The following is a 12,620-nucleotide window of genomic DNA, read 5'->3' on the forward strand; positions in this document are numbered from 1 at the left end:
ATCTATGTCTCCTCGAGCGTGTTAACGGTACGACCGGTCAAGTTTCAACTCGACTTTCGAAAGTGGTCAACACGTGCACTTATCTGGAAAACTCTCAATTATGTTTTCCTCCCTGTTAGATAGCCCGCACATATCGGTGTCTTTCTCAACAATTATCTTTTTATTTATCTACAATTATATTTATAACACCTTTATAAATATAAAACAAGTACAAACATTTAATTTTTTAATTTAAACGTTTTGGGTGCGACTTTTTTTATCACAATTAGCCCAATAGCAACATACAATAACGACACAATAGACAAGCCTAATGCATAGTAAAGTCCTGTGGTTTTTAATTGTAAATTCATATAGGCAAATAAATAAAAGACACCGTTCACTACTTTATAAATGGGATTGATTACTTGAAAATCACTTGTAAAGGGTTGAAGGATATAATAAACAAATAATTCGTGAAACGAAAAAAGTAACGTCAGACTAATCATCACAAACAACACAAGTCCAATCAGATAGAGTGAGTTAAGCCCTACAACGACTAAATTAAAAACGATTAACCAAAATAATAACACACCATTGACCAGACTGTTATACAAGAGAATTTTCTTAAATCTAGCAAAAAATCCACTTATAATGGCTTCTTTGGTTCGATAAAAAGGAAAACTCAACATTGACATATCACAATTCATAAATAAACTTTGAACCACACTTTTTCCAACTGATGTTAAATATAAAACGAAGAAAAGCGAAGGAACAAGTCGATACATAAATGATTCTAATTCGCTCACATCAGACATTAATGGAAAAAATAGACTAACTATCATTAAAGCGAGCCCTAGCACGCTGATGCTAATAACCTTAATCCACATTCCTCGACTGAGCCCTTTTTTAAACCGACTAAAAAATAACGCATTTAAGTAGGCATTTCCTGACAAATCAGCGAAATTCGCCTGTTCATCAATACTCATTTTTTTCGTTAAGCCAACGCCTTCGGTAAAGTTTGTGGTTTTGTTTTTTAACTCTTTATCATCTGCTTCAAATACATACATTGAAGAACTTACTTTCTTTTCGGCAACTAACGTAAAACGAGGATAAGACAAATAACTTTTGACTATTAACCAACTAGCTAGAAAATTAAACATAATCAGTCCTATTATTATCAATGGATTAGAAAATAAAAAATGCATCAAGGATGCTAACTTTGTTAACATGAGGACACTAACCAAAACAAGCATTCCTACTAAAATCGCAACTTTCTTTACCCATGGATGCTTTTGAATGGTCAAAGGTAAATCTATCAAAGACCATAATAATTGACTAAATAGATAAAGACTACTACCAAATAATGTCGCTAATACTACTGGTAGATGGTTCATCATACTCAGAAAAATTAACACAATTGTTGCGATGAACACATCCATACAAATAACGAGTAAATTCATTCTTTTCAAATGAGAAGATTTATTAATCCGAAAATTAGTGATAAATAACACATCTTTTTTATCAGGAATACTAAACAAGGAAGCAAATATTGGCAGATAAAAACCAAAAACAACTAGCCAAATATCAAAACTTGCTAACGATTGCTTATCAAACACAATAGTCGCTAAAAACGAGCTAACGACAAACGGAATGATTCCTATTATAACTTTGATTGCTAGGGATATAGCGAATTTGATATATGTGAATACTTTTTTCAATGGATAATCTGCGTAGACCATTCCAACTGGGACGATTTTACCGATGAAAGGAATTCTACCAATAAAATATACCAAACCATTTATAAAGGTGGTTCCTTTAAATAACTGAAGGGACATATATTCCTTGAGAGTTGATTTAACATTATTCATCATTAGACTCACCTAATACTTCAGCTACTACTTCTTGCTTTTCACTGACCTCATCAGATAATAAAGCAACAATGTCTGCTTCAAAACTGTTTGTATGAATTTTACTAGGATCAAATCCTGTTAGTTTCCCGTTATGTAATACCACAATCTCATCACATAAGTCTTGAGCTAACTGTAAAATATGAGTCGAGAAAATCACAACAGAGTCTTTTTTTATAGATAAAATCAATTCTTTCATTTCATGAGCTGCAACCACATCGAAACTCGTCAATGGTTCATCAAGTAACAAGACAGGTGGTTGCACCATCATGGTTGCAATCATTTGTACTTTATTTTTCATACCATGTGAATAGTCTTTTAATAAACGATGACGATCCTCTTTTTTAATGCCGACTTTTGCCAAGTACTCATCTGGCGTTCGAATGTTTAACATTTTTTCCTTATTCATATCGATAAAAAATTTGATAAATTCATAACCTGTCATAAAATCTGGCACTGTTGGAGTCGCATGAACTAACCCAACTTCTAGATCAGAAAAATCATGCTCTGTCATGTCCTCTTTCAACTGAATCGTCCCTGAGTCAATGGATAAATCTTTTGATATACAATTAAAAAGTGTCGTTTTACCCGCTCCATTTCGACCTAATAATCCATATATTTTGCCTTTTTCAAATTGAAAACTCGCTTCATCTAAAATTACTTTATCATCAAACTTTTTCGCTACGTCTTGTATGATTAACTCCACTCAACCCACTCCTTTAGTTTAAATGTCTTTATAGTATATCACAAAGTGATATACTATAAAATTAGTTGTCACAAATAATTTTACGTTCTATACTTAATTAAATATGTTAAAGAAAGATGGGATAATATGAAAATAGGTATTTTCGGTGCTGGTCATATGGGTAGTGCCATGATAAAAGGATGGGTTCAATCAAACGAAATTAAACCAGAGGATATTTTAGTTAAGGGTGGTCGTAGTAATACGGCAGCAAAGTTACAAAAAACGATTCCCTTTAAATTAACAGATAGTGTAGCTGACTTTAATCAGGTAGATATTATTTTTTTAGCCGTTAAGACACCTATTATTTTGCCGGTGATTCATGAGTTAAAAAACTTTTTAAAATCGAGTATTCCTATTGTGTCAGTATCTGCAGGCGTGCCTGTTTCTGAGATGCAAGTCGCTTTGGGTGAAGAATATCCTGTGGCTCAGGCCATTCCGAATACACCTGTACAAATCAATCAAGGCATCACGGGTATTGTTTATACTGACTCAATCACTGACGCCCAAAAAGAGATGATTCATCAATCACTTGCTATTTTAGGTATGGTGAAAGAAATTACCGCAGATAACATCAATATTTTTGGTACATTAGCTGGGTGTGGGCCTGCATTTGTTGATGTCTTCATGGAAGCTCTAGGAGATGCAGCTGTTCTTCATGGCATGAATCGCGAACTGGCCTATGAGGTGGTTGCTAACATGGTGAGCGGTGCTGCTAATCTCTTATCAGAGTCTAAAAAACATCCTGGCGAGTTAAAGGATGGGGTTACTTCTCCGGGAGGTACTACAATAAAAGGAGTGGTCGCATTAGAAAAAAACGGCTTTAGATATGCGACTATCTCAAGTATTGATAGTATTATGGATTCATATAAATAAAAAAACTATCCCAGAAAACCATGATGGCTTCTGGGATAGTTTTAATCTACAGTGACTTCTTTATATAATTTTTTAAAATAAAATGCTCTAGCAATTAGATAATAGCTAATTTGGATAATTAAAAATATGCCTATAACCCAAAAGGCTGTAATTTGTAGCACTTGTCCAAACATGGCGTACATTGATTTAAGTGCAACAATTCCATGAATAGATGAAACAATAATTGGTGTGAAAAACAAGATGGCCACTTGCCGATATACCATGCGTTTCATGTCTTTCCGACTAATCCCTAACTGATAAACCATTCGAAATTTTTCCGTATCCACAGACATATCACTATACAATCTAAAATATAAAAAACTACCCGCAGAAACAAAAAAGATAGCACCTATAAAAAACCCAACAAATAAGACGGGAGTATAGATATCTGTGATTGATTGCATAATAAGTGCCTTACTTTTTAGCCCTTGTATATCCGCTAACCGACTTGCCACATGCACTTGTTTGTCGCGTGTTTTATTATCGGCTAACCAACCAATTTCTTGTTGCTCACCGTATTGATCAATAAAGGCTCTATATACTTCTTTCGGTACAACATAGACATTTTGAAATCCTGGAATGACTTCTTTTTTTACTTGTATTGACTCCACAGATAGACTAGCTTGGTTAGGGACGGGTAATTGTTTTAAGTATCCCTTTTGATAATTACTACTCATATCTTCATGTTTGGTTTCAACACGATATGTTTTACTGTCATCTGGCAATGCTTTATTGCCAATAAATTGTGCCAATTCTTGATATGTGTGGTGACTAATAACTCGATATCCGTTATGGTGTTCATTAGATGGGACGTTTACTAGCTTCATCCGTAATTCCATCATGTCTAAATTTTCATTATCAATCTCACGTTGCATCACATCCAGATTTTTGGCTAATTCTTGTTTTTTACCATCAATATCAGTCAGATAAAAATCATAGGTCATCGCGTCAACTGAGGAATAAGTCATCTCTTTAAACCCTGTCAAAGAACCAATCGCGGCAAATGCTACAGTGGTAATAACTGACACCAAGAAAAAGGAACGTGCGTTATCTTTCATCCGAAATCCTAAATCAGAGTAGACCAGCATATTGGTTTTATTCCAAAACCGGTGTTTATTTTTTTTCAATCGCGAAATCACTAGGATACTAAGTTGATTAAATAAAAAATGCGTTCCGACTATAACAACTAAAATAACTGGTATCATCGAAAAAAATACTTGTATTCCTTTAACAATAAGAGCAATTGTATACCCACCACCAATTAACAAGACAGCTAATAATGACTTGAATGGTGACACTTTTAGCTCACCTTTACCATTCTCATCACTTTGTAGAAGTGCTTGAATATCCATTTTTGGTATTTTTAATTGAATAAATAAAGAAATAGAAAAAAACAACAAAGTAAAGGCAATAAAGGTGATGATAATCGAATACATAGGAAAATAAAATGGTAACTCAATACCTAATATCGATTTACTTAAAAAAAGGAGTAATTGAGAAAAAATTAATCCTAATAATATCCCACCTATTGTCGCTACAAACCCAACAAGCGTATTTTCGCCAAATACCATTTTTCTTAGTTGCTTCGGCGACATACCCTGAATTAGTAACAAACCAAATTCTTTTTTTCTCGATTGCAAAAATATATCCATCGAATACAAAACATAAAAAAAGGAAAACACAAAAATAATCAAAGATGAAACATTCATTCCTACTATTACAACCTGACTCATATTCTCATGACTTAACATAGGATGATGTGCAAAAGTTGAAAAGGTGAAAAAGGTCATCACTGTCGTCAGCGTGCTAAGAAGATAAGCTAAATACAATGATTTATTACGTATAGTATGCTTGAATATAAATTCATTAAAAGTCATCTGCTTCACCGTCTAACTGTTTCAAACACACTAAAATATCATCATAAAATTCACTCTGAGAAGCATGTCGTTGAATTTCTTGTATAAGTTCACCATCTTTAATAAACATAATTTTTTGACAATAGCTAGCTGCAAACGCGTCATGTGTCACCATTAAAATAGTAGAATGTAATCGTTGGTTTAAGTTGGAGAGTAACCTCATGACCTCCTTAGACGCCTTGGTATCTAGATTTCCAGTAGGTTCATCGGCTAGCAACAACTTTGGTTCATGAATCATCGCTCTTGCAATAGCCACGCGTTGAGCTTGACCTCCTGATATTTGGCTAATTCTTTTATCGAGCAATTGTTCTATCCCTAAAATTTGTGCCATATCATTTAGAGCATTTGTCATCAATTCAACATTTTCACCATCCAACGTCAGTGGCAAAACAATATTTTCTCCGACTGTCAATGTAGGCATTAAGTTAAACCCCTGAAACACAAATCCTAATTCATTACGTCTAAATTTTGCTAGGTCATCTTGATTCAATTCAGAAGGGTTTTCCCCATCAAGTAAGACTTGACCGGTTGTAGGTTTATCAATCGTCCCGATTAAATTTAATAACGTTGATTTACCGCTACCAGAAGGGCCCATAATCCCAACAAACTCCCCCTTATCGACCGTTAATGATACACCTTTTAATGCTTGAAAAAGCAAGTCACGTGAGCCATAAGACTTTGTGACATTTTTTAATTCTAACATGTTATTTACCTACTTTCTCTTCCAGAATTCCCCTAATTATAGAGTAACATGTAAGAGCCTATATTTAAACGAACAATAGTGTAAGTTTGTTAACAAACATTTAATATTAACACAATTTTATTAAAAAAGACTGTTATTTATACATATTTTTGCTATACTTATTAAGTATAAAACCTTGGAGGTGACAAAATGGCCGTTTTAGAAGCGACGATTTTATTTATTATACTTGTTATAATATCCAATATTATTAGTCATTATCTCGTAGCAATTCCAACTGCCTTAATAGAAATTAGTGTGGGCGTGATTGTGGCGTTATTCTTACATATAGATATTGAATTACAAACAGATTGGTTCATGTTATTATTTGTTGCACCACTCCTTTATAGTGATGCCAAACATTTTCCAAAGAAAGAATTATGGGAGTTACGGACCCCTATCTTTGCCAATGCTATTTTATTAGTTTTTTTGACGACAATAGCAGGCGGATTATTGATTAATGTGTTTATCCCTCAAGTTAGTTTACCGCTAGCTTTTGCGTTGGCTGCTGTCTTGTCTCCAACTGATCCAGTTGCCGTTCAAGGTATTGCCGAGCAAGTAAAATTGCCTAAAAAAATTCTAACGTTGATTAGTGGCGAGAGTTTAATTAATGATGCTAGTGGGTTAATTGCGTTTAAATATGCACTCGCAGCCTTTTTAACCGGTTACTTTTCTCTCAAACAGGCAACAGGAGATTTTATTTATATGACGATTATCGGGATTGTCATTGGATATGTGATTAATAAATTAATTTACATGATTCAACGAACATTACTCAGACAGGGCATTCAAGATGTGATTTTACACTCATCATTACAAGTTATGACTCCTTTTGTGATTTTTATAGCTGCTGAACTGGTACATGCTTCTGGAGTGATTGCCGTTGTGGTAGCTGGTGTGATGGCGATTCAACAAGAACCACTATTTCGTGGACGATTTTCAGAAATCAAAATTGTGACAAATAAATTATGGGATATCATTATCTATTTATTAAATGGTATTGTGTTTGTTATTTTAGGAACAACGCTCCCATATGCGATGCGCGCTGCTATTATTGATCCATCAATTAGCAATGGGCTATTGATTTTATATGTACTCATTGTCTGGGTTATCTTAATGAGTATTCGCACACTTTGGTCTTACACGTATATGTGGTACGACTACCTTAAATCCCAAAAGACCATGTCACTTAAGCCAAAATTTTCTGTTGCTGTATTAACTGGATTAACAGGTGTTAGAGGGGCTGTTACAATGGCAATGGTCTTATCAATTCCTTTCTTTTTACCGGATGGAAATGTCTTCCAAGAAAGATATTTGATTATCTTTTTAGCTAGTGGGGTTATTTTAGTGAGTTTATTAGTCGCCGTGATTACATTACCGATTTTTACCAAGCAAAAGAAACGATTAGTTCTGACAGGCGATGAAGCAAATCCAGAACCAATTGATGATCTTTCAGATGACACTCAATTGCCAGAAATTGAAGCACGAAAATTAATTACAAAACAAGCAATTAAATCCTTGAAACAAGATTTGACTCCTGAAAACGAATTGATTATCAACGACATTTTACAAGATTTAGATAAACAATTAAGGTTTCTTTACTTAGATGACGATCGAACATCAAATGAGATATATTATAAATTAGAACTTGAATACCGTCACCTTGCTGCAGATTATGAAACAAAAAAAGTGTGTGAGCTGTTACCAATGCTCAACTTACCAAAGAAAACTGAAAAAAACTATTTAAACATGTTATATTATAAACAACGTGCTCATTCAAGTAATATCAACATGATGGCTCATCAATATTTATATAAAATACAAAAGAAAACCAAACGATTAATTTATCAATCTATCTTAAAAAAACAATCAGATTCCTATCAATTGGATACAATCAAAAAAATTACAACATTAGAAGTGAACAGTTCAGAAGCAACTGTCAATATGCTTCAAACGTGTCAACATCATCTCGATCAATCAGATAGGTATTTTACTGTGCGATATAATATTTTGAATCAATTAATGATGGAATACCAAAGTAAAGTACATCGACTTCAGCATTATCACCTAGTACAAGAAGCAAGTTATCAAGAACTGTATCAAGATTATTTTTTACGTGCACTAGACGAGGAACGTGGAATGATTCAAACATTACTTGAAAAAGGGCTTATCTCAAATACTATGGCAAATCAGTTACGACAAGGGATTAACTATAGTGAAACATCTTTCTTACAAACAAACGTTGAAGATTAAAAAATCATCCTAAGAGAAAAACTCTTAGGATGATTTTTATATATATGTTAGATAACATACAAATTTAATAATCTGGAAGAAAAATCGCCAGTACAATATAAGGAATTAGTGTCCCCGTTAAAAAGAGAATCAACCTAAATACGTAGCAGAAATTCCACAGACATCATCCAATCCCCACAGACTCCAGAAAAAAACTTTATCAGTACTTGATTTTCTTAATCTTCTCACTAGCTCACTATACGTTAATTCATACTCATTACTAAACGACCGATTAATCATCTCTCAAATGTCATTTGGAAACTCTTTGTTTAGATTTTTTATAGTTTCCTTGCTTTTTAAATATTAGACTATAAAAAAACCAACCTTCACTTAAGAAAGTTGGTTTTAATTATTTATTCTACTGTCACACTTTTTGCTAAGTTACGTGGTTTATCAACATCTAACCCTCTTTGTAAACTTGCATAGTATGCTAATAATTGTAAAGGCACCACACTAACTAGTGGTGTTAGTAGTTCATGTACTGGCAACAACACGAGTTGGTCGCCTTCTTGTGCGACATTTTCAAGTGAGATTGTTAAAACATTTGCCCCACGACTTTCCACTTCTTTTGCGTTTCCGCGTGTATGACTAGCTGTTTTTTCATCTGTAATAATCGAAATAACTGGTGTGCCTTCTTCAATCAAGGCAATGGTTCCATGTTTTAATTCCCCCGCAGCAAATCCTTCTGCTTGAATATAAGAAATTTCTTTTAATTTAAGCGCTGCTTCCATTGATACGGCATAATCTAGTCCACGACCAATAAAGAAGGCATTGCGTGTTGTTCCTAAGAATGACTCGCTAAGATCAGCTATTAATTCTTTTTCACTAATCATTGAATCCATTATAGAGGCAATAATCGCCATTTCATGAGCTAAATCAATTGATGACGCTTTTTCTAATCCTTTTTTTAATCCAATAGATTGTGCTAAATAAGCCATAACTGCAATTTGAGATGTATAAGCTTTTGTTGATGCTACAGCAATTTCTGGACCGGCATGTAATAATAATGTGTAGGTCGCTTCACGTGATAATGTAGAACCTTTTACATTCGTAATAGTCAGTGATGGCAAGTTCAATTCATTAACTTTAACCAATACTTGACGACTATCGGCTGTTTCACCACTTTGCGTTAAGAAAATGAAGAAAGGTTTTTCTGATAGAATTGGCATATCATAGCCCATCTCACTAGCTAAATGCACTTCAACTGGAATATTAGTTAACTCTTCAATGATTTTTTTACCAACTAAACCTGCATGCCAACTGGTACCACATCCAACGATATAGATACGATCACTTGATGCCATATGAGAGATAATGTTTTCATCAATTGTTGTCTTACCATCCTCTGTTAAATATTCAGAGATTAATTTTCTCATCACACTTGGTTGCTCATCAATTTCTTTTAACATGTAATGAGGGTATAAACCTTTTTCAGTGTCTGTTGCATCAATGTCTGCTACAAATGACTCACGTGTTAATTTATTTGACTCTCTATCAAAAATAGTCAACTCACTTGGTGTTAAAATAATGCGTTCGCCATCTTTAATTTCAACGAATTCATTTGTTTCATTAATCATTGCCATTGCATCACTACCAACATAATGGCAATTGTCGCCAAGTCCGATTAGTAACGGGCTTTTATTTTTCGCAAGATATAGCGTGTTGCTATCTTTTACATCCATTAATGCAATCGCATAAGAACCTTCTACTTTGTCTAAAGCAGCTTTAAACGCTTCAAAAGGTGTTTTACCTTGACGATAAAAATAATCAACCAATTCAACGACAATCTCACTATCTGTATCCCCTTTTAAGGCGATATCAGTTAAATAATCATTCTTTAACTCTAAATAGTTTTCAATCACACCGTTATGTACTAAACAGAATTTCCCACTTGTTGATTGATGTGGGTGTGCATTTTCTGTATTTGGCACACCATGAGTTGCCCAACGCGTATGACCGATTCCAGTATGGCCTTCAGGAACGTCATTTGCTAAAGCTCTTAACTCACTCACACGACCTGGTGTCTTTACAAGGTATGCTTGACTGTCATCCGCAACCATAATACCAGCTGAATCATAGCCTCTATATTCTAATTTTTCTAATCCTGTTAATAAAATATCTTTTGCTCGGTTATTTCCGATTACTCCAACTATTCCACACATTAATATTTTCCAACTTTCTTTAAAATAGTTGTTTCTACTTATTGCATAGATAAAGTTTTGTCAAACATGTTTCCCTGTTTTTTTGTCTTTATCTTCAGAGTGCAATCCCCTATGAGCCACCCGCCGAATTTTCGATAAACTCATTCCTCGTCACCTTTTAAAAAGGTCTGGCGCTAATTGGTATAGATAACCTAAATAGTCATATAAAATAGAAACAAGAACATAATAACCTTTAATAAAGTCTCAGTCAACATTTAAATGACTTAATATTGAAAATAAGTAACTATTGGTATAGACAAAAAGCGAGACTAACTAAATGAGTTTGTCATCACTAATATTTTTTATGGCATCTGATAACACTTTATAAATTCTTTCATAAGTACATTTAAAGAACAAAACTGAACAAGAAGAGAATAAATTTCTAATGTTATTCCATAGATCAAGTTGATAGATAGAGATAATAAACATGACAGATGGAAAGAACATCACTCCCCTTTACTAATCGGATAATTACAACAAAACTGATAATATAATACACATAAACAGTGAGTGAAATCCTCCACTCACTGTTTATCAGTTTAAATTCCGATTTCTTTTACGACAACATCAGCAATTTTATCAACATAATAATTAACTTTTTCTTCTGTTGGTGCTTCTGCCATCACACGAAGTAATGGCTCAGTTCCTGAAGGTCTTACAAGGATTCGACCATCCCCATTCATTTCTCCTTCAACTTCTTCAATAATCGCTTTTATAGCCGGAACATCCATCGCACCATATTTATCTGACACTTTAATGTTCACTAATTTTTGTGGGTATTCTTCAATGTCGGCTACTAATTCGGATAATTTTTTACCAGAAGCTTTCATTACTTGCATCAATTGAATGCCTGAAAGTAACCCATCACCTGTTGTGTTGTGTTGTAAGAAGACGATGTGTCCTGATTGTTCTCCACCAAGATTGTAACCAGATTTGCGCATCTCTTCAACCACATATCTATCACCAACTTGAGTTGTAACAGCCGTCATACCTGCTTCTTCAACGGCTTTATGGAACCCTAAGTTACTCATAACAGTGGCAACAATTGTATCTTTGTTTAACTCATCATTGGCTGCAAGATATTTACCACAAATATATAAAATCTTATCTCCATCAACGATTTGTCCTTTTTCATCAACAGCAATCACACGATCACCATCACCATCAAAGGCTAAACCTAAATCAGCTTCTTTTTCAACAACCATTTCTGCTAGTTTTTCAGGATGTGTTGAACCAACACCATCATTGATGTTTAACCCATCTGGTCTAACGCCCATTGTATAGAAATCTGTATCTAAATCTGCAAAAAGTTGATTGATTAACGGAGTAGTTGCTCCATTTGCTCCATCTAGGCAGACACTCAAACCAGTGAATTCTTCATCCACTGTTTTCTTCAAGAATTCAATGTATTTTTGCGCACCTTCACGATAAACATTCAAAGTTCCAAGTCCTAATGCTGATGGTCGAGGTAAAACGTCGGTTTCAGCATCTAATAATGCTTCAATTTCTTCTTCTTCTTCATCAGATAATTTGAATCCATCTGGCCCAAAGAACTTGATACCATTATCTTCAGCTGGGTTATGTGACGCTGAAATCATCACACCTGCTGCTGCTTTTTGCGTTCTTGTTAAATACGCCACGCCTGGTGTAGAAATCACACCTAGCTGTAAAACTTCTATTCCAACTGAAAGGAGTCCTGAAATAAGTGCTTGTTCTAATAATTGTCCAGAAATACGTGTGTCTCTTCCAACAAGTACTTGTGGTTTTCCTTCAGTTAAGTGGCTATGTTGACATAAGACATGCCCTCCACAACGCCCAATTTTGAATGCTAGTTCTGGTGTTAGTTCTTTATTTGCAACACCTCTCACACCATCAGTGCCAAAATATTTACCCATTTTAATTATTCTCCTCACTCATTTTACAATTTTT

At 34.2% G+C, this 12,620-nt stretch carries 8 protein-coding genes; 2 read left to right on the top strand and 6 right to left on the bottom strand.

The genetic code is table 11. The annotated features are described in order from the left end of the window. Positions 1–218: 218 nt before the first annotated feature. A complete protein-coding gene (locus BHY08_RS05390; protein WP_071456903.1) occupies positions 219–1,847 on the bottom strand; it encodes a hypothetical protein in 1,629 nt (542 codons plus the stop codon). Beyond that, positions 1,840–2,592 (bottom strand): ABC transporter ATP-binding protein, encoded by a 753-nt coding sequence (locus BHY08_RS05395; protein WP_071456904.1) that lies wholly within the window; start codon positions 2,590–2,592, stop codon positions 1,840–1,842. The genes BHY08_RS05390 and BHY08_RS05395 overlap by 8 nt, the downstream gene beginning before the upstream one ends. A 126-nt stretch (positions 2,593–2,718) precedes the next feature. Here BHY08_RS05395 and proC point away from each other — a divergent pair, with 126 nt between their 5' ends. Continuing rightward, positions 2,719–3,504, top strand: a complete 786-nt coding sequence (proC, locus tag BHY08_RS05400) for a pyrroline-5-carboxylate reductase (protein ID WP_071456905.1) — start codon at positions 2,719–2,721, stop codon at positions 3,502–3,504. A gap of 41 nt (positions 3,505–3,545) precedes the next feature. Here the strand turns inward: proC and BHY08_RS05405 are convergent, their stop codons facing one another. Both BHY08_RS05405 and BHY08_RS05410 read right to left on the bottom strand, forming a co-directional pair. Further along, on the bottom strand, positions 3,546–5,420 hold the full coding sequence (locus BHY08_RS05405; protein ID WP_071456906.1) for an ABC transporter permease: 1,875 nt from the start codon (positions 5,418–5,420) through the stop codon (positions 3,546–3,548). Beyond that, a complete protein-coding gene (locus BHY08_RS05410) occupies positions 5,410–6,162 on the bottom strand; it encodes an ABC transporter ATP-binding protein (protein WP_071456907.1) in 753 nt (250 codons plus the stop codon). The genes BHY08_RS05405 and BHY08_RS05410 overlap by 11 nt, the downstream gene beginning before the upstream one ends. A gap of 189 nt (positions 6,163–6,351) precedes the next feature. Here BHY08_RS05410 and BHY08_RS05415 point away from each other — a divergent pair, with 189 nt between their 5' ends. Further along, positions 6,352–8,451: a Na+/H+ antiporter gene (locus BHY08_RS05415; RefSeq protein ID WP_071456908.1), complete on the top strand. Its 2,100-nt coding sequence runs from the start codon at positions 6,352–6,354 to the stop codon at positions 8,449–8,451. Positions 8,452–8,843: 392 nt separating this feature from the next. Here the strand turns inward: BHY08_RS05415 and glmS are convergent, their stop codons facing one another. Both glmS and glmM read right to left on the bottom strand, forming a co-directional pair. Further along, the gene (gene glmS / locus BHY08_RS05420; RefSeq protein WP_071456909.1) at positions 8,844–10,652 is read right to left on the bottom strand and encodes a glutamine--fructose-6-phosphate transaminase (isomerizing); all 1,809 of its coding nucleotides are present in this window, start codon (positions 10,650–10,652) and stop codon (positions 8,844–8,846) included. 578 nt (positions 10,653–11,230) lie between these two features. Further along, positions 11,231–12,586, bottom strand: coding sequence for a phosphoglucosamine mutase (glmM, locus tag BHY08_RS05425; protein WP_071456910.1), 1,356 nt, complete (start codon positions 12,584–12,586; stop codon positions 11,231–11,233). Between the last annotated feature and the right edge of the window lie 34 nt (positions 12,587–12,620).

It is taken from the genome of Vagococcus teuberi, from assembly GCF_001870205.1.
GTDB classification, from domain to species: domain Bacteria; phylum Bacillota; class Bacilli; order Lactobacillales; family Vagococcaceae; genus Vagococcus; species Vagococcus teuberi.

What these genes read in the sequence shown, in the direction of transcription:
- BHY08_RS05390 (WP_071456903.1), bottom strand. Translation starts at nt 1,847, where the DNA reads ATGAATAATGTTAAATCAACTCTCAAGGAATATATGTCCCTTCAGTTA.
- proC (WP_071456905.1), top strand. Translation starts at nt 2,719, where the DNA reads ATGAAAATAGGTATTTTCGGTGCTGGTCATATGGGTAGTGCCATGATA.
- BHY08_RS05405 (WP_071456906.1), bottom strand. Translation starts at nt 5,420, where the DNA reads ATGACTTTTAATGAATTTATATTCAAGCATACTATACGTAATAAATCA.
- BHY08_RS05410 (WP_071456907.1), bottom strand. Translation starts at nt 6,162, where the DNA reads ATGTTAGAATTAAAAAATGTCACAAAGTCTTATGGCTCACGTGACTTG.
- BHY08_RS05415 (WP_071456908.1), top strand. Translation starts at nt 6,352, where the DNA reads ATGGCCGTTTTAGAAGCGACGATTTTATTTATTATACTTGTTATAATA.
- glmS (WP_071456909.1), bottom strand. Translation starts at nt 10,652, where the DNA reads ATGTGTGGAATAGTTGGAGTAATCGGAAATAACCGAGCAAAAGATATT.
- glmM (WP_071456910.1), bottom strand. Translation starts at nt 12,586, where the DNA reads ATGGGTAAATATTTTGGCACTGATGGTGTGAGAGGTGTTGCAAATAAA.